Source organism: Streptomyces sp. NPDC002788 (assembly GCF_053592115.1).
Map to the genome: position 1 here is coordinate 58,975 of NZ_JBSFVB010000022.1, position 16,953 is coordinate 75,927.

General features: G+C 70.1%; 15 protein-coding genes and 1 pseudogene. 7 read left to right on the forward strand and 9 right to left on the reverse strand.

The window, feature by feature from the left end; genetic code table 11:
* The first annotated feature begins 129 nt into the window (after window positions 1–129).
* Window positions 130–1,572, forward strand: a complete 1,443-nt coding sequence (locus tag ACWD1U_RS32310) for an ethanolamine ammonia-lyase subunit EutB (RefSeq protein WP_451112914.1) — start codon at window positions 130–132, stop codon at window positions 1,570–1,572.
* Complete coding sequence (gene eutC, locus ACWD1U_RS32315) at window positions 1,569–2,336, forward strand: ethanolamine ammonia-lyase subunit EutC (RefSeq protein WP_451112915.1); 768 nt, start codon at window positions 1,569–1,571, stop codon at window positions 2,334–2,336. Before ACWD1U_RS32310 ends, eutC begins: the two co-directional genes overlap by 4 nt.
* A gap of 801 nt (window positions 2,337–3,137) precedes the next feature.
* On the opposite strand, the gene ACWD1U_RS32320 is transcribed toward eutC, so the two are convergent.
* A complete protein-coding gene (locus tag ACWD1U_RS32320) occupies window positions 3,138–4,352 on the reverse strand; it encodes an MFS transporter (protein ID WP_451112916.1) in 1,215 nt (404 codons plus the stop codon).
* A gap of 86 nt (window positions 4,353–4,438) precedes the next feature.
* Between ACWD1U_RS32320 and ACWD1U_RS32325 the strand changes: the two genes are divergently transcribed.
* Together ACWD1U_RS32325 and ACWD1U_RS32330 are read left to right on the forward strand one after the other, a co-directional pair.
* Window positions 4,439–4,897 (forward strand): winged helix-turn-helix transcriptional regulator, encoded by a 459-nt coding sequence (locus tag ACWD1U_RS32325; protein ID WP_451112917.1) that lies wholly within the window; start codon window positions 4,439–4,441, stop codon window positions 4,895–4,897.
* A gap of 295 nt (window positions 4,898–5,192) precedes the next feature.
* On the forward strand, window positions 5,193–5,315 hold the full coding sequence (locus ACWD1U_RS32330; protein ID WP_451112918.1) for a hypothetical protein: 123 nt from the start codon (window positions 5,193–5,195) through the stop codon (window positions 5,313–5,315).
* Here ACWD1U_RS32330 and ACWD1U_RS32335 read toward each other — a convergent pair.
* Window positions 5,312–5,440 (reverse strand): hypothetical protein, encoded by a 129-nt coding sequence (locus tag ACWD1U_RS32335; protein WP_451112919.1) that lies wholly within the window; start codon window positions 5,438–5,440, stop codon window positions 5,312–5,314. The genes ACWD1U_RS32330 and ACWD1U_RS32335 overlap by 4 nt on opposite strands.
* A gap of 350 nt (window positions 5,441–5,790) precedes the next feature.
* Window positions 5,791–6,783, reverse strand: a complete 993-nt coding sequence (locus ACWD1U_RS32340) for a phosphotransferase family protein (protein ID WP_451112920.1) — start codon at window positions 6,781–6,783, stop codon at window positions 5,791–5,793.
* Between the two features lie 200 nt (window positions 6,784–6,983).
* Between ACWD1U_RS32340 and ACWD1U_RS32345 the strand changes: the two genes are divergently transcribed.
* The 3 genes from ACWD1U_RS32345 to ACWD1U_RS32355 all read left to right on the forward strand — a co-directional run bounded on the left by ACWD1U_RS32345 (window position 6,984) and on the right by ACWD1U_RS32355 (window position 9,163).
* A complete protein-coding gene (locus tag ACWD1U_RS32345) occupies window positions 6,984–7,547 on the forward strand; it encodes an RNA polymerase sigma factor (RefSeq protein WP_451112921.1) in 564 nt (187 codons plus the stop codon).
* Entirely contained in the window at window positions 7,544–8,668 is a 1,125-nt protein-coding gene (locus tag ACWD1U_RS32350) for a CU044_5270 family protein (RefSeq protein ID WP_451112922.1), read from the forward strand. Before ACWD1U_RS32345 ends, ACWD1U_RS32350 begins: the two co-directional genes overlap by 4 nt.
* A gap of 75 nt (window positions 8,669–8,743) precedes the next feature.
* A complete protein-coding gene (locus ACWD1U_RS32355; RefSeq protein WP_451112923.1) occupies window positions 8,744–9,163 on the forward strand; it encodes a TetR family transcriptional regulator C-terminal domain-containing protein in 420 nt (139 codons plus the stop codon).
* On the opposite strand, the gene ACWD1U_RS32360 is transcribed toward ACWD1U_RS32355, so the two are convergent.
* From ACWD1U_RS32360 to ACWD1U_RS32385, 6 genes and pseudogenes are all read right to left on the reverse strand, one after another.
* The gene (locus tag ACWD1U_RS32360) at window positions 9,082–10,584 is read right to left on the reverse strand and encodes a DHA2 family efflux MFS transporter permease subunit (protein ID WP_451112924.1); all 1,503 of its coding nucleotides are present in this window, start codon (window positions 10,582–10,584) and stop codon (window positions 9,082–9,084) included. The genes ACWD1U_RS32355 and ACWD1U_RS32360 overlap by 82 nt on opposite strands.
* 37 nt (window positions 10,585–10,621) lie before the next feature.
* A complete protein-coding gene (locus tag ACWD1U_RS32365; protein WP_451112925.1) occupies window positions 10,622–11,767 on the reverse strand; it encodes a hypothetical protein in 1,146 nt (381 codons plus the stop codon).
* Window positions 11,764–12,312, reverse strand: a complete 549-nt coding sequence (locus tag ACWD1U_RS32370; RefSeq protein ID WP_451112926.1) for a hypothetical protein — start codon at window positions 12,310–12,312, stop codon at window positions 11,764–11,766. The genes ACWD1U_RS32365 and ACWD1U_RS32370 overlap by 4 nt, the downstream gene beginning before the upstream one ends.
* Window positions 12,313–12,371: 59 nt before the next feature.
* Window positions 12,372–14,687, reverse strand: coding sequence for a beta-ketoacyl synthase N-terminal-like domain-containing protein (locus ACWD1U_RS32375; protein ID WP_451112927.1), 2,316 nt, complete (start codon window positions 14,685–14,687; stop codon window positions 12,372–12,374).
* Window positions 14,687–15,727, reverse strand: coding sequence for an aminomethyl transferase family protein (locus ACWD1U_RS32380; RefSeq protein ID WP_451112928.1), 1,041 nt, complete (start codon window positions 15,725–15,727; stop codon window positions 14,687–14,689). The genes ACWD1U_RS32375 and ACWD1U_RS32380 overlap by 1 nt, the downstream gene beginning before the upstream one ends.
* A gap of 69 nt (window positions 15,728–15,796) precedes the next feature.
* Window positions 15,797–16,953: pseudogene (locus ACWD1U_RS32385) on the reverse strand (GNAT family N-acetyltransferase); the annotation flags it as partial.

The window sequence follows — 16,953 nt, forward strand, 5'->3', positions numbered from 1 at the left end:
CGGTCCGTTGGTGCGCTGGACCGGAACTCTGTAGATCGAATGAGTCATGCGAAGGTGCCGGACGTTAAATGTCTGTCAATCAGACCTTTAGAAATCTGGCGGCAATACGCGGCTCGTACGGTCGACGCCATGAGCGCGTACACCTCCACTCTCAGCGGCGAGCGCCACTGCTTCGACTCCCTCGCCCGCCTGCTCGCCGCCGCGAGCCCGGAGCGCTCCGGCGACCGGCTGGCGGGGCTCGCCGCGTCGTCCGCACGGGAGCGGGTCGCGGCACGCTGGGCGCTGGCCGAGGTGCCGCTGGCGACCTTCCTCACCGAGCCGGTGATCCCGTACGAAACCGACGACGTCACCCGGCTGATCCTCGACACGCACGACCCCGTGGCCTTCGCGCCGGTGGCCGGCATGACCGTCGGGGAGCTGCGGGAGTGGCTGCTGTCGGACGCGGCGGACGCCGGGGCGCTGGCCGCGCTGGCGCCCGGGCTGACACCGGAGATGGTGGCCGCGGTGTCCAAGCTGATGGGGAACGCGGATCTGGTGGCAGTGGCGCGGAAGGTACGGGTGGTCACCGCGTTCCGCTCGACGATCGGCCTGCCGGGGCGGCTGGCCACCCGTCTCCAGCCCAACCACCCCACCGACGACCCGGCGGGCGTGGCGGCGGCACTGCTGGACGGCCTGCTGCTGGGCTCCGGTGATGCGGTGATCGGCATCAACCCGGCGACGGACAGCCCGAAGGCAGTGCGGAACCTGCTCGAGCTGCTGGACGGAGTGATCGAGCGGTACGCCATCCCCACCCAGTCCTGCGTGCTGTGCCACGTCACGACGAGCGTGGACCTCATGGAGCGCGGAGCCCCCGTCGACCTGGTCTTCCAGTCCATTGCGGGCACGCAGGCGGCGAACGCGTCGTTCGGGGTGACGCTGGGACTGCTGGACGAGGCCCGCGAGGCGGCCCTCGCGCTTCAGCGGGGCACGGTCGGCCGCAACGTCATGTACTTCGAGACCGGCCAGGGCAGCGCCCTGTCGGCGGGCGCGCACCAGGGGGTGGACCAGCAGACGGTGGAGGCACGGGCTTACGCCGTGGCGCGCCGATACCAGCCACTGCTGGTCAACACGGTCGTCGGCTTCATCGGCCCGGAATACCTCTACGACGGCCGGCAGATCCTGCGGGCCGCCCTGGAGGACCACTTCTGCGGCAAGCTGCTCGGCCTGCCGATGGGCCTGGACATCTGCTACACCAACCACGCGGACGCCGATGACGACGACGTGGCGACGATGCTGACGATGCTCGGTGTGGCGGGCGCCTCGTTCGTGATCTGCACTCCGGGCGGCGACGACATCATGCTCAACTACCAGTCCGCCTCCTACCACGACGCGTTGTACCTGCGGGAGGTCCTGGGCCTGCGCCCGGCACCGGAGTTCGAGGCATGGCTCGCGACGATCGGGCTGCTGGACGAACGCGGAGAGCTCCGCGACGTGTCCGGTACGGCGGAGGCACATCCGCTGACGGCGATCGGACGGGAACTGGCGGGGCTCGAAGGACAGTCGGCGACGCTCGGACGGGAGTCGGCGGCATGAGCCAACCACCGGTACGGACGGACGACTTGGCCCTCTGGACGGCCCTGCGCCGGCACACCCAGGCCCGGATCGGCCTCGGCCGGGCGGGCACCGGGCTGCCGACCCGGCACCGGCTGGAGCTCCAGGCCGCGCACGCGACGGCGCGGGACGCGGTGCACTCGCCGTTCGACCCGGACACGGTCGCCGCGGCGCTCCCCGGTGTGCCGACGGTACGGGTGCGCAGCGCCGCCCCCGACCGGCTCACCTACCTCCAGCGCCCCGACCTGGGCCGCCGGCTGCACCCCACCGACCGGGCGCGTCTGCCGGCCGGGGAGTGGGACGTGGTGTTCGTCATCGCCGACGGACTGTCCAGTCGGGCGGTGCACGAGCACGCGGCGGCAGTAGTACGGGAAACGGCGTCCCGGCTGCCGGCCGACTGGCGGGTCGCCCCCGTCATCCTCGCCGAGCAGGGGCGGGTGGCCCTCGGTGACGACGTGGCGCAGGCGATGGGCGCGACGATGGTGGTGATCCTCGTCGGCGAACGCCCCGGAATGTCCGCGGCGGACTCCTTGGGCGCGTACCTCACGTACGGCCCGCGGCCCGGCGCGACCACCGACGCCGACCGCAACTGCCTGTCCAACATCCGCCCGCCCCTGGGCCTGACGTATGAGACGGCGGCGGGGAAACTGGCCGCGCTGATGGGCAGGGCGCGGGAGCTGGGCGGGACCGGGGTGGGCCTGAAAGACGACTCGGACGCCCTTCCGGAGGGACGGCTCAGCCCCTGAAGGGTTTGAGTTCGGCGGTGTCGAGTTCGATGCCGACGGGTCCGGCAGCATGGCCTTGCGGCCGAGTGTCACCCTGTGGAAGTTCCGGGAGCCGTCCTCCGGGTCGAGCTCGCCGTGCACGACGACGGCGGCGTTGTGTCACGGTCGATCAGCGGGTGGACGGGGGTCGATGCCTCGGCGATGGCGCGGGCCTCCCCCACCCGGTCGCGGTCGTGCGTGTCCGAGTCGTACGAGGTGATCTCGACGGCTCTCAGCCGCGGATGCTGATACATCATCCGGCCGGGTCACGGCATTGATCACTGGGGCGCACCGCGCCGCTCGCCCCGGTGTCTTCACGCGGACCGTGGACGGCGGCACCATGATCCGTCGTGCTCCTGCGCCTGGCCTACGTCGCCGCGACCCACACCTGACGCTCCTTCGCTTGCTGCCCATGAGCGACCGCGATACGAGATCCTCGCCCTACACACCAACTACTGCTTTGTAACGCTGGTTCGACAAGCCAGGGTCCACCGACACCGGCCGCGTTCCTCGCTGGCCTGCTCCACCACCCCGCCATCTTCTTCGCGGTCCTGGAAGAGGGCCGCTACACGAAGGTTTCCGTACGACCGCAAGGCTTACCCCGACCTCCCTCTCACACATCTAGAACGAGCGGTGACGCAGACGATAGGTCTTCAGGAATCCCGAGCTGGTCAGACAGGACGAAACCGACATAGGTTCGTGAAAAATGGCCCAAGGCCTGAGATTGCAAAGACCAGGGGCACTCAGAGGACTTTGAGGTTGTCCATCACTTGTCCGGCTTGCTCAGTGCCTGGCGTTTTCCTCCCGCGCCTGGCGCTGACCCGCCTTCTTGGCTGTGCGCGCTATCGCGGGTCGGATGCCGTTGGTCGCCCAGACGGCCAGCGCGCAGGCCGCGAATCCGGCCCCGAGGAGACTGGAGCCCGCCCAGCCGTAGGCGGTGAAGAGGGCGGTGGTCGCTGCTGCGCCGAGGGCGGATCCGAGTGAGTAGAAGACCATGTAGCTGCCGATGACGCTGCTGACGCGATCCGGATACGCGGCGGTGAGCAGGTGCTGGTTGCTCACATGCACGGCCTGGACCGCGAAGTCGAGAACCACGATTCCGACGATGAGAAGCCACAGTGACCACGACAGCTGCGCGATCGCTGCCCAGGAGAGGATCAGCAGGGCGAGCGCGAGACCGGTGACCGGGGCCGCCCGCCCTGCGTCCGCCCACCGGCCCGCGCGTGCCGCGCCGAGTGCTCCGGCGAGTCCGGCGATGCCGAACAGTCCGATCTGACTCTCGCTCAGCTGCCACGGCGCGTCCGCCAGCGGCAGGGAGAGTCCGCTCCACAGGATTCCGAACGATGCGAACAAGAAGAAGGCGATGAGCCCGCGCGTCAGGAAGACCCGCTGCCCGAACAGTCCGCCGAGCGGGACGACAACCTGCCTGTACCCGGCGGGTGGGCTGAGGCGCTCCTCCGACGGCAGTGCCACGAGGACAAGGGCTGCGAGCCCGAATGACAGCACCGCGAGCACGGCATAGACGCTCCGCCAGCCCCACACCTCCGCGAGCGTGCCGGTGACGACCCGCGCACCCAGGATGCCGACCACAACGCCTGAGGTCACGACACCGATGTTCCGGCCACGCTCGCCAGGCAGCGAGACCGACGCGGCGTAGGCCACCGTGGTCTGCACCACGACCGCGAACACCCCGGCCCCCGCGAGCCCCGCGAACGCCACCCATGCGGCTGACGCCGAGGCCGTCAGGATCATGCCCACTGCGGTGACCGCCAGATGCACGGCGATGAGCCGGCGCCTGTCGACCACATCGCCGAGCGGCACCAGCAGCAACAGCCCTGCCAGATAGCCGAACTGGCCGGTCGCGACAATCCACCCGGTGAGTTCCGCCGGCACACCGAGATCGCGTCCCATCGGCTCCAGAACCGGCTGCGCGGCATAGATGCTTGCCACAGCGACACCACACACCACTGCGAGCAGTAACCGCCGCCATGCGTCCATTGCACTCCAATCTGATTGGTAGCAGAATGCAACCGATTTAACCTTACGGCATGATGGTTTCAAGTCGCTACTCATTAGGAGGTGTCATGTCACGCACCACCGAGCGCGCCCCGAGCCTGGACTGGACCGACCGCGACTGCCCCGTCGCCCGCACGCTCGATCTCGTGGGCGACAGGTGGAGCCTTCTCGTCATCCGCGATGCGATGGACGGGGCACGATCGTTCACCGAGTTCCAGCGACGGACCGGCATCGCCCGCAACATCCTCACCGACCGCCTCCGCAAGCTGACCGCTCACGGGCTCCTCGCCCAACGCACCGCACCGTCGGGCCGCCGTCGGGAGTACGTGCTGACCAACGCCGGCCGCGATCTCTTCCCCGTCATCCTCACCCTGAGACAGTGGGGCGAACGGCACGCCTTCGCTCCCCGCGAGACCCACTCCATTCTTGTCGACCAGCACGGCACCCCTGTGCCTGAAATCATGCCGACCAGCGCCGACGGCACCCCCCTGGACGCCGACACCACCCACGTGCGGAAGGCCCGATAGAAGGCAGGCCCACGGCCCCTTCAAAGGAGGCGGTGGTAGTAGATCAGTGGACCGGGGCATGCCTTGCGCAGCGTGGTCGGTTCGCATGCCGCCGCGCGATCAACCGAGCACGTCTGTTGGACAGCGCAGCCACCGTGGACGGAACGTTCTGTGGATGAGGATCCGCACTGCCACCAGCACACCCAGGCTTGGGGGCCGGGTGCGCTGGACGCGCGCTGCTGTGTGCTGGCGCGCCCTCGGGGGCGAGCGCGCCACTACGAGGTATTGGTGGCGCGCTCGTGGCAGGCTGCTACCTGTGCCCGCGACGCCGTTCAGGGCCGCGGTCCTGGCCGACGGGTTCTGCTCTACCCGGATCGAGGCGGGCACCGACGGGTTCCGGCTGCGCCCTGCCGAGCTGTTCGGCGCGCTGGCGACCTAGCGGGTCAGTTCGGCGCGCAGCAGATCCACGCCCATCGGCCTCAGGTTCAGAGCGTGGTGGTGGGACTGCTCAAGTCGAACGCGGCGCCGTCGCGGCAGCGGGCCGAGTCCCGCGCCTCCAGCCACGCCTTCTCCCCCAGCCTGTAAGCGAGGGCCTGCCCGGGCGCCCCACATACCGGTCGATCTCGAACTCGACGAATCCCGGCGGGCCCAGGCCGCAGTACTCGGTGAGCTGCGGCTGGTAGGCGCGGGTACGTAGCGGACCAAGATCCGGTGAACGGTCGCGGCGGGCAGGCCGGCGCGGACGGCCGGGCCGGTCCTCGAGCGCGGTGTCTGTCGGCGGTGCATGGGCCGCGTCGACTCAGCGTGGTGCGTTGCCGGAAGTCGGTCTGGAGGACACTCCGTCCGGAGCCGGTATGGGGCGAGCTGGTGAACGCGACGTCTTGGCCGAAGGCTAATTTGACTCTCCGGTGGGTCTACTCCAGCACCCGGAGCTGGGCGATGGTGTCGGCGAGGGTGTCGCTGCAGGACGCAAGGTGGTCGGGGCTGTATCCGCGGGGGCCGCATTCGACGACTAGCAGCAGGCTCAGGTAGAGGCGGTAGAGAGCCAGCCGGTGCCGGAGGGCGGGCGTGAAGTCGAGGCTGCCGCCCGCCTCGATGTAACCGGCGACGAGGTCGCTGCCCGGGCCGGTGTCGCCGCCGAAGGCCAGGGAGACCAGCTCGGCGGCCGGGTCGCCCCAGAACGCCCGCTCGTGGTCGATGAGTCCGGCGATCCGGGGCTGTGCCCCGTCGTTGGAGTCGTCGACGAAGATGTTGCCGGGCCACAGGTCGAAGTGGACCAGCCGGGGCTCGGTGACCTCGTTGAGGGCGTAGCCGCCCTCGGCCACCAGCGTCCGTATCTCGGCGGACGATACACCGAGCGGGGACTGCCAGCGCTCGGCGTCGTCGAGGAGCGCGTCCACCATGGCGGTGAAGGCCGTGCGCCAGTCGGACGCGGACAGCGCGGACTCGGCGGCCGGGTAGCCGAACACACCGTCCTCCGGTGCCAGGGTGTGCAGGTGTGCGGTGATCGCACCCAGTTCGCGGCGCAGTGCCGCCTGAGCGGTGGGCGAGAGGCGGTCGGCTGCCTTGTCCCACGGGGTTCCCTCGAGGACGGACACGGCCAGGAACTCCTCGCCCGCGTGCAGCAGGGCGGGCGTCGGCACCCTGTCTTCGGGGAGGGTCTCGATGCGCCGGTAGACCATGGCCTCCGTGGCCATGATGCCGAGTTCGTAGCGCAGGACCGCGGCATCGGTCGGTGGAGCGAGCTTGACGACGGCGGGTCGGCCGTCGTCGAGCAGGACGCGGTAGGCGGTGTTGAACCAGCCGTCGGTCAGCTCGGACTCCAGACGGCAGCCGCTGCCGGTGGATGCGCGAAGCAGGGCGTCGAGTTCGCCCGGGGACAGACGGCGCTTGGTCTGACTCTGCATGGAGGCATGCTCTTTCGGATGGTCCGAGTCGGACAGTGACGGTGGGAGCGCTCCCATGATGTCGATCACCTGCGGCTCCGTCCAGAGGGATTCGTACGCCTCGTTTCTCGGGCGGTTTCCTGAGGTTCCGCTGTAACGATCACCTCGTTCGGACCACTACCTGACGACAGAACACACCGGGAGGGACAGGAGGTGCGGCAGTGCCCGACGATGACGCGGATCGTTTCACCGCCATCTACGACGGCTGTCGGCAGCGCGTGTGGGCCTACGCGGCCAGCCGTGCGGGACGGCAGGTCGCCGACGAGGTGGTGAGCGAGACGTTCACCGTGGCCTGGCGCAGGCTGGACGACGTGCCCGAGCCGCCGCTGCCGTGGCTGCTCGTAGTCGCACGCAACATCCTGCGGGACAGCATCCGGGCCGAGGCCAGGCGCGCGTCGTTCGCCGCCGAGTTGACGTCCTGGGCGGAACCCGCCGAGGCAGACATCGCCGAGGAGGTGTCCGAGCGAAGCGCGCTGCTCAAGGCGCTCGCCACGCTGCCGGAGGACGATCGGGAACTGCTGATCCTCTCCGCATGGCAGGGCCTGACCCCGGCACAGACGGCCGCGGTGGTCGGCTGCTCGCCCATCACCCTGCGGGTCCGCCTGCACCGGGCGCGCAAGCGCCTCGACCAGGCGGCGTCGGCCTCCCCGCTCAAGGAGGAGGCCGCAGCCGCGCGGCGCGTGTCCACCCGAGCCCGGATCGTCGTAGGAAAGGAAGCCCGGTGAAGAACGACGTCCTGCACCGCCTGACCGCCGCCCGCCCCGCCCATCTCGACCCCGATCTCTCCACGCCGTCGCCGGTCCGGGAAGAGGAGCTGGCAACGGTCATGGCCCGTCCGCGCGCGACGCGCAGGGCTCGAGTCACCGCCCGGCCGCGCAGGGTGGGCCGACCTCTCCTCTCGGGCCTCGCCCTGGCCACCGCGACGGCGGTGGCGGCTCTGGTGATCAGCGACACCGCGCCGGAGAGGCCAGGGCCCGCACCCTCCACGACGTCGGGCTCCGGCAGCCAGGTCCTCCTCGCCGCCGCCTCCCACGTCGAGCGACAGTCGGCCGGCTCGGGCAGGTACTGGTACGTGGAGGAACACATGGGTTCCCTCCACAAGGTCCCCGGCAAGAACTACACCATCGACGTCCGCACCGAGCAGCGGTACTGGACGGCCGCCGCCGAGAACAAGCACTGGTCGCAGAGCCTTGACCCGGGGGCCCGTCCGGCCACGAAAGCCGACGAGGCGGCGTGGAAGGCGGACGGTTCCCCCACGTCGTGGCAGCTGCCGCAGGAGACCGTCACCTACGCCGGCAAGGGCGAGATCGACCACGACGCCCCCGGCGGCATCGCGGACAGCCGCATGATGGGCGACCTCCCTCTCCGCCTCCTGGCCACGCTCCCCACCGAGGAGAAGGCTCTCCGCAAGCGCCTGTTCGCCCTGGTCGACAAGGACAACAACGCCCCCGAGCGGGTCCTCGACAGGATCGTCGTCAGCACCGCCGTCCAACTCGCCACGACCCTCCCGTCCACCCCGGCGTTGCGCGCTGCCGCCTACCGCCTCCTCGCCGCCGAACCCGGCGTGCGCTCCCTAGGCGACGTCAAGGACCACACCGGCCGCACCGGCTACGCCGTCGCCCTCCCGAGCCCCTACGAGTCCGCCCCTGAAATCCGCCTGATCTTCGACAGGTCGACGGGTATGCCGCTGGGCACCGAGTCGGTGGCCACCCGCAGCGGCGACGGTGCGAGCAAGGGCGACCTGCTGAGCTACTTGACGATCACGTCGATGAAGTGGACCGACGAAGCACCGCCCTTCGACACCGACACCCCTGACCCGGGCCCGGTCATCGAGTCCGATCGCTGAGGCTGTCGGATTCGCCGAGCGGCGGGACTCGGGGGCGACAACCTCGCGCACGCCCGGTCCGTCATGCATCGCCGCATGGCGGACCGCATCGACGCGATGCCCGTGCGGTACGCAGACCCGCGCGCCCACCTGTGCGCCGTCGCCGAGCAAGCACTGCCGCTGGACGCGGAACGGCACCTGGAGTCCGTCGTGTGGTCGTCCTTCCTGCTCACCACCCGCACCGACCCGGATCTGCTGCGCGAGCACTCCGTCAGCCGCGCCTCCCGGGTGCGCCGGCTGACCGTCCTGGTGCACGCCGCACTGCCCGGTGAGCGGAACCGGGGGAAGAGCGCTGGCACGGCGCCTGACGCAGGGCACCATCAAGACGGTCGGCCGTCCGTGGCAGGAATTTTGGACTCCAGGCAGGGTGCACGTCAGGTGTCCGGGCCGCAGCGGCGCGCTTCCCGGCGATCCGCCGCGAGCAGCGCCACGGCGGGGATCAGCATGAACGCGTAGACGCCGAGCAACCAGAGGAAGGAATGGGCGAAGGCGCCCGGAACCAGTCCGTGGCGTTGCTCCGCCGCCTGCTCCAGCACGACCGTCACCGCGGCAACAGCCACGGCACCGCCGATGCGCTGAGCCAGGTGCAGCTGTGAGGACGCATCAGCGATGGACTCGGGCCGGGCCGACTCGAATGCCCGCGTCATCGCCGGCACGATGGTCAGGCCCGTGCCCAGCCCCCGGACCACCAGGCCGGCGCACAGCAACAGGTAGGACGTGTTCGACGACAGCGCGGTCAGGGGTACGGTCGAGATCATGGTCAGCGTGATGCCCAGGACGACGGTGCCACCACCGCCCAGACGCTTGACGAGGATGCGGCACAGCCATCCTGCGGCCACGACACCGATGCCTCCCGTGGACATCAGCAAGCCGGTAGTCACAGGCGTCTCGCCGCGCGAGCTCGCGAGGTACAGCGGGATGAGCATGACCGGCGAGTAGAGCACGAAACCCAGGCAGAACACGTTGACCACAGCCATCCGGTACACGCGGTTGCCGAACAGGCGCAGGTCGAGAAGCGGGAAGGGGGTGCGCAGCTCCTGCCGGACGAAGACGGCGCCGCTCACCACAGCGAGCGCCAGTGGCAGGAGGGCCGTCGAGGCCTTCGGAGCGCTGTCGGCGAAGGCCTGGATGGCGAGCACGGTACTGACCGCGCAGGTGCCGGACGAGAGCAGTCCCGTCACGTCCAGCGGCTTGGCGTGCCGACCGGCCGGGGCGTCCTTGGCCACCCGGCCTGCCGTGACCAACAGCACGGCCGCGCACAGCGGGAGGTTGATCTCGTACACTGCGGGCCATCCTCCGGCCGCGACCAGGAGGCCGCCGATCGTCGGCCCCAGCAGGGGGCTGATCAGCATGACCGTGCCGTTCAAGGCCTGTACGCGGCCCAGACGTTCGCGGGGGACGCCGCGGGTGAGAAGGATCGTCGACACGGGCATGAGCACTCCGGCGGCCGCGCCGGAGAGCCCGCGGGCGGCGATCAGTTCAGGAAGCGCCTGGCTGAACGCACAGCCCGCCGAGCCGACCGCGAACAGTGCGGTCGCGCCGAGGAAGACCCGCTTGACGCCGAACCGGGTGGCCATCCAGCCGGCGGGCGCCACGAGGGCGGCGAAGGCGATCAGGTACGCGGTGACCACCCACTGGACCTGGTTGATGTCGCCGAACCGAGCTGTGACCGCGTCGAGCGACACATTCACGATGGTGGTGTCGAGCAGAGCGAGGAACCCGCCGGTGATGGCTACGGCGGTCGTCGCGGCGGAAGCCGGTGGCGAGGGCTCGGGCCGAGCGGTCGGCACCCGTGCGTGAACGGCGGGTCCTTGCGGAGGTTCCGGGCGCTGCGGCGGACCCGGCGGGTCCTCGCTTGCCCGTTCGGTCGTGGACATGGGTGCGCTTCCTTCGTGGTCGACGCCGGGGGCCATGTCAGTCGGCTGCGGCGAGTTCGTGCTCGATCTCGTCGAGGAGCTCCTGGCTCGCCTCGAGTGCGCCGGGGCGTTTGCGACACGACAGGGTCAGTTCGGTCGCATCGCCGAAGCCGCACGCGCTGATGAACATCCCGGCGTAGGGCACGAGCATCGGCAGCGTGAAGAACCTGGTGGGACGGAACTGATCAGTGCGGTAGCCATGGGTGTCGATCCGGCCGTGGTCGGAAATGATCGCCGTACAGGGGAATCGGGTGCCGTCCGAATGCCGGGCCTCGCGGAGGCTGTTGGCGAAGGGGTTGGTGCGCATGAAGTTCCGGTCGAGCGCCGCTACTTCGCGTTTGCGCATCAGTGATCCGATGATCTGGCTGTGCAGCCGCTTCCAGGTCTCCTCACCGCGGAAGTCCAGCACCAGCTGGGAGGTGAGGTTCGCGGTGGAGCGTACGGAAGGGTCGTGGCGGCGCAGGTCCACCGGAATGATCAGCCGACCCGAGCCGCCGCAGCGGGATACCGCGGCGGCCACGCGGGCGGTCACTGCCGAGGGGCAGGCCTTGACCGTCCTTCGGATCCACAAGGGGGTGCCGTCGGTCGGCCCGTGGCCCAGTCTCATCGGGAAGCCCTGTGTCCGGGCGGGCGCCGGGGCGGTCGGCACCACTCCGGCGGCGGCGCGGAAGTGGGTGTCGTCGACCGCGGACGTCGTGCCGACCGGTTGCTCACCGCGCAGTGCCCGGAACACGTCGCCGATCCAGTGCCTCAGCCCCCGGCCGTCGGTGACGATATGGCTCGCCCGTACCACCAGGCGGGTCACCGGTGCTTCTGTGATGCCGACCTCGCAGACCGGGCCGGCGACGACATCGAGGTCGCTGTGGTGGAAGGGCGCGTCGAGGGTGTGCGCAGCCGGCAATTCGACGACCTGCGGAAGAGGACCGTCGGCGATCCACATGCCTGCCCGCCGCCGGACCGCGAGGCCTGGATTGGCGAGTGTGGCGGTACGCACGGCCTCCCTCAGGGCCCCCGGATCGATGCGGCCTGCGCCTTCGACGACCATCTGGATCAGCTGCGGTGTGCCTGTCGCGGCAGCGTTCAGGTAGCCGCGCTCGATCTGCGAGATCCGGCGTGTGTACGGACGGACGGCTGTCGCTGTCATGTGGTCTCCCAAGTCGGGGTTTCCGTGCGCTGGGCCTTCTCGGAAGGACGCGGTCGCCACCACCACAGCACCGGGGCGACCGCATCGGCGGCGAGGGCGAGGTGCATGCCGCTGCCGAAGGCGCCCGACCGCACGTGGTAGCCGGTGCCGGTCGCGCGCCAGCCCGGCCGCCAGGTCGGCAGCCGGAGCCCGGCGAAGGTCTCCTTCGTCACGTGCGAGGCCTTGATGAGTACCTCGCATTCGGCGAAGTCCCTGATCGACGCCGGTTCGCCGGGCGGCCGTCCGAGCAGCGCACCGAGCCACTGCATGGCGTGCGGACGGTGTCTGTCGTCCTGCAGATCCACTCCCACCGTCAGGCCTGACGAGAGCGCGACGGCGCTGAACTCGCCGCAGTGGGTGACCGAGGCGGTCAAGCCGTACTTCGGCAGGTTCCAGCGCGCGTGCTCGTCCCGGGCCAGATCCCTTCCGGTGACCTTGAGCCCGTACACGCTTGCGACCGCCTCGGTGATCAGCCAGCGGCCGGCGGCGTGCAGGCGGTGCCCCATTCGGTCCCGTGGGAGATGGGCGTGGTGTGTGACGAGGCAGTCGATCGGTGCCGGGCGCATCAGGACCCCGTGTCGAGCACTGCCGCGGCGTAGCTGCCGCCGTAGGCGAAGCTGGACAGCAGCAGCCGTCGCGGCGGGGCCGTGCCACTCAGCGCTGCCACCAGTCCCAGAGCGCCGGCACTGCCGTAAGTCTCCCCGAGCAGTGCTTTGGGCGTCAGGAGGGGGCGATCGGCGAGCCCTGCCCGGTCCAGGGCCCTGGTCTGCGCGAGGTCGACCAGGCTGTAGCCGGACGCGGCCGACACCACGGTGTCGATCTCGTCCCCTGCGGTCCCGGCTTCGGCCATCGCGGTGCGCAGCGAGCGTGCCCAGGCTTCACCGTCACGGCAGATCCTGCCGATGCCCACCGAGCTGCCTGCGGCGCCGAACCCTCTGACCGAGGCCAGGACGTCCGCGCCGCGTGCGGAGGCCGACTCCTCGCTCTCCAGGACGATCGCGGCGGCTCCTTCGCTGAGCACCATCCCGGTGCGGCCGCCTGGGATCACTCGTGCGGACCGCGCGTAGCCGGGAAGGCAGGCCCGGGTGGCCAGGGCCTGCTTGGGAAACTCATCGGCGACAACCACCATGATCCGGTCCGCGGCCCTGCGGGCGATGACGCGGGCCGCGAGCTGTAGCGCCAGGACGGAACTGGTGCCGCCGTTCGCGAGGGTGGCGGTGTATCCGCGATACCGGTGCAGCATCGCCACGTGCCCGGCAGCCGCGTTCACCACGGTGTTGGCGAACAGCGAGGGGTTGGCGCCGGTGATCCCCTGCTCCAGCACGCCCTTGTGGAACTGGAATACCGAGGTCACCGGACCGTAGCCGGTGGCGAACACGATGCCGGTCCCTTCGGCCTCGGCCCGCGAGGGCCTGCCGTGCCGGCTGTACAGGTCGCCGACCGCCGCGGCGGCCAGCAGACTCAGGGGATCCATCCGCCGGACGCGGCTCGGATTCAGTCCGGCGGATACGGCCTTGATGTCCACTCGCCCGACCGGCACCTCCCCGACGCTTTCGATGCGTTCGACGTCCGTGAAGCAGGGCCGTCCGTCCGCCAGGGCGGCGGCGAGTTCGGCGGTGTTGCCGGCCGAGCCGACAAGACCCGCGACGCCGGTCACCACGACTTCGCGGAGCGCAGCGGTACGGCGAGGGGCCGAACTCGGCCTGCCCGGCCGGTGGAGGACGACTGAGGCGTTGTTGCCACCGAAGGCGAAGGAGTTCGACAACACCACCTCGGGCCTGGCCCGGCGCCCCGTGTCCGGGACGATGTCCAGACCGAAGGGAGAGGGCACACCCCGAGTGTTGATGGTCGGTGGCAGGGTCCCGCGGTCGATCGCCAGGGTACTGACGACCGCTTCCACGGCCCCGGCGGCACCGAGTGTGTGGCCGAGCATGGACTTGGTGGAGCTGACCGCAGGTACCGACGAACCGAACAGCAGCTTGAGAGCCTTGGGTTCGGAGACGTCGTTGGCCGGTGTGCCGGTGCCGTGAAGGTTGACGTAGTCGACGTCCTGCGCGCCGAGGCCGGCGGTAGCCAAGGCCTGCGCCATGGCGGTGCAGGCACCCTTGCCGCCCGGGTCCGGGGCGGTCTGGTGGTATCCGTCGCAGGACAGGCCGTACCCGCCGAGTTCGGCCAGGCACCGTGCGCCGCGCGAGGCCGCGCGGTCCGCCGGCTCCAGGATCATGAACCCAGCTCCCTCTCCCAGGGTCAGCCCGGTGGAAGCCGACATGGGCGAACACGGCTCCGGGTCGAGGGCGCCCAGGGCGCTGAACCCGTAGGACGAGAGTGAGGCCAGGGGGTCCACGCCACCGCAGATCACGTAGTCGACGTCACGCCTCCACAGCAGCTCCGCCGCGTACCCGAGCGCCACGGCGCTGGCCGCGCACGCGTTGGAGAGCACCACCCTCGGCCCGCGTACGTCGAACTCAGCGGCGATGTGGTCGCCCACGCAGTGCAACTGGGAGGCGGCCGCCCCGACCGCGTCGAGCCGGCCGTCGTACACCAGGTCCCGGTGCACCTTCTCGAGCGTTGGCATGGCACCGAGGCTGGTGCCCACCACGACCGCAACCCGGTCCCGGTCGACCGTGGCGAGGTCCAGCTCACTGTGGTCGAGCGCCTCCCGGATCGCGACGGTGGCCAGGCTGTAGCAGCGGTCCTGCTCCGGCGGCTGAGGACTGGTCACCAAGCCGGCCCAGTCGGTCAGCAGCTGTGACGTGTCGAAGAGAGTGTTGGTCCGGATACCTGAGACGCCCGCCGCGATGGACGACCATCCCTTGTCGACGTTGTCCCCGGCACTGGTGATCAGTCCCAGGCCCGTGAGGACAATACGCGGCGTGGGCATCAGGAAATCTTCGTGGCGAGCGAACGGGCGAGGACCCGTGGCAGGGTCACGGTCCGCAGCGGGCGGTCGGCGCCCTGCTCGTCGGGGGCCGACAGGTCGAGTCCTGGAACCCAGAACGGGGCGTCGAGGACGGCGAACACGAGTTCTTCGTCCGGGTTCGTCGAGGGAGCCTGCCAGTAGAGGGTCCCGACCGCTTCGCCGCCGACGCTCACCTTTGCACCGACAGCGAACCGGCTGTCCGCCTGAGCGGTCAGGGCGGTCAGCCTGGGCGTCTCGACAGTCGGCTTGCACAGGTTCTGCGATCCGTGGAATGCACCGAGCCGATCCCAGTCGACCATCCAGGAGAGGTCCGCCTGACCCACGGTCAGTCCCGCGAAGCCGGCGGAGTACACCGCCATGCCGGCTTCGGCCTGGACCCGGGCCAGCCCATCGGGCCCCACCACCGCGCCGTCCTCCTCCTGGGCAGCGACGGCGACGGCCTCGTGGGCGGCTTGCGGGGCGTCAGAAATGAGCAGGTAGGCGTACTCACCCGTGGTCCCCACTCTGGCCAGGTAGGCCCGGGCGGCTGGGGCGCCGGGCAGCTCGGACTCGGTGACGGCGTGCAGGGTCAGGCCGGCGATGTCGAAGTCGACGAACCGGGCCGCCACGGACCATGCCTGCGGTCCCTCGAAGGCCGTGGCGCCCCAGCCCTCAGGCTCGAGGTCGACGGTGACGCCTTCGGGGACGTCCAGCTCTTGCAGGTAGGTGCGCAGCGCTTCGACGGGAACAGGAGTGCGCGGCAGCATCCAGGACTCGTCGCCGATCTCGCAGTGCAGCAGGATTGCGAACGGTGTCCCGTCGGCGTTCAGGCTGAGGACCTCACGTACGGTGTCCGGCTCCGCGAATTCGCTCGACTTGGCCAGGAAGCGGTCCAGAAGAGAGAGCCGCTCATCGCCTGAGATCCGAACCAGCGGCGCACCGATCCGGTACACGCCGACGGAGGTGCGCAACGTGGCGTAGTCGTCCTTCGCGGTGCGAGGCAGCTCAACGGTCGTGCTCATGTCCTGCGGGCTCCTTTCAGGGGCGCCTCGTGTTCAGAGGCGCGTTGGTTCGCCGGTTGGTCAAAGGGGTCAGAGGGCGGCTTCATCGCACACAGCGAGGCTCCAGGAACTCTCGGCGCCGTGCGGCCGCTTCGCCGCGGATACGCAACCGATGAGCAGACCCGAAGGGGTGGTGCGCAGGACGATCTCCGGCTCGTAAGCCCGGCCATGGACGGGCCGGCAGTCGAGCCAGTTTCCGTCGGACAGCCGGACTGACGCCGCCGCGGCCCATACCTGCCGGAACGTCGAGGTATCCAGCTCCCAGCAAGTGCCGGCCGAGTCGAGCACCACGGTGGTCCGGGGCGAGCTCTGCGGGGTGATCCAGAGAACGATCTCCTCCTCGGCGGCCGGAGCATGGATGTCGACGCGGACCGGGGCCGTGTCGTCGGCCGCGGAGAGTTCCCAGCTGATCCGCTCCCGAGGGGAGAACAGGCCGAACGGGTATTTCTCCTCCCAGTCCCCCGTCGACCGAACGCCCCAGCCCAGTCCGCTCCTACGACTGGACCGGTGGGATTCCGCGGTGACCCACATTCCCGCCGACCACCGGGGATTGCAGCCGAACGCGCGAGTCGAGGGGAAGGGGCTGCGCAGGACTTTGCTCGTGCCCTGCCGCCAGACGGTCACACCGCCGGCGGACGCGCTCGTCTCGAGCCGGCGGGTTCCCGTGTCGGCGGACCTCGGGGTCGCTTCGGTGCGCGCTGCGTAACCCCAATGTCCTGCGTGTCGTGTGGTGGGTGTGGGTGTGGGTGTGGGTGTGGGTGTGGGTGTGGGGTGGAACGTGGTGCGCAGTCGGGCCACTGCGTCGGGTCCGGGTTCGAGGTGTCGTTCCATCAGTCCGCTGTGGATGAGCCGGAGCGGTTGGTCCGCGGTCATCCGGATCCCTACCGAGGCGCCGGTCCAAGACAGTTGGGTGCCCGGGGCGGTGGCCCGGGAGGCCGCAACCACCTCGGAGGTGTCGCGCACGCCGATGCCCAGCCCGATCGCGTGCCGCTCCGTGGTGCCGAGCGACGGGTCGGTCAGGATGAAGGAGCCTTGGCGCAGCCCGACCGTCTGGAAGATCCGTCCCGGTCGGGAGGTGAAGGTGAAGTCCTGTCCGAGCACACCGGCGGTGAAGGTGATGGTGCCGGTGACTTCGTCGTCGCCGCACCGTTCGACGACCCGCACCCCGTTCTCCACGCGTGTGATCT

What these genes read in the sequence shown, in the direction of transcription:
- ACWD1U_RS32310 (WP_451112914.1), top strand. Translation starts at nt 130, where the DNA reads ATGAGCGCGTACACCTCCACTCTCAGCGGCGAGCGCCACTGCTTCGAC.
- eutC (WP_451112915.1), top strand. Translation starts at nt 1,569, where the DNA reads ATGAGCCAACCACCGGTACGGACGGACGACTTGGCCCTCTGGACGGCC.
- ACWD1U_RS32320 (WP_451112916.1), bottom strand. Translation starts at nt 4,352, where the DNA reads ATGGACGCATGGCGGCGGTTACTGCTCGCAGTGGTGTGTGGTGTCGCT.
- ACWD1U_RS32325 (WP_451112917.1), top strand. Translation starts at nt 4,439, where the DNA reads ATGTCACGCACCACCGAGCGCGCCCCGAGCCTGGACTGGACCGACCGC.
- ACWD1U_RS32340 (WP_451112920.1), bottom strand. Translation starts at nt 6,783, where the DNA reads ATGCAGAGTCAGACCAAGCGCCGTCTGTCCCCGGGCGAACTCGACGCC.
- ACWD1U_RS32355 (WP_451112923.1), top strand. Translation starts at nt 8,744, where the DNA reads ATGGCGGACCGCATCGACGCGATGCCCGTGCGGTACGCAGACCCGCGC.
- ACWD1U_RS32360 (WP_451112924.1), bottom strand. Translation starts at nt 10,584, where the DNA reads ATGTCCACGACCGAACGGGCAAGCGAGGACCCGCCGGGTCCGCCGCAG.
- ACWD1U_RS32365 (WP_451112925.1), bottom strand. Translation starts at nt 11,767, where the DNA reads ATGACAGCGACAGCCGTCCGTCCGTACACACGCCGGATCTCGCAGATC.
- ACWD1U_RS32370 (WP_451112926.1), bottom strand. Translation starts at nt 12,312, where the DNA reads ATGGGGCACCGCCTGCACGCCGCCGGCCGCTGGCTGATCACCGAGGCG.
- ACWD1U_RS32375 (WP_451112927.1), bottom strand. Translation starts at nt 14,687, where the DNA reads ATGCCCACGCCGCGTATTGTCCTCACGGGCCTGGGACTGATCACCAGT.
- ACWD1U_RS32380 (WP_451112928.1), bottom strand. Translation starts at nt 15,727, where the DNA reads ATGAGCACGACCGTTGAGCTGCCTCGCACCGCGAAGGACGACTACGCC.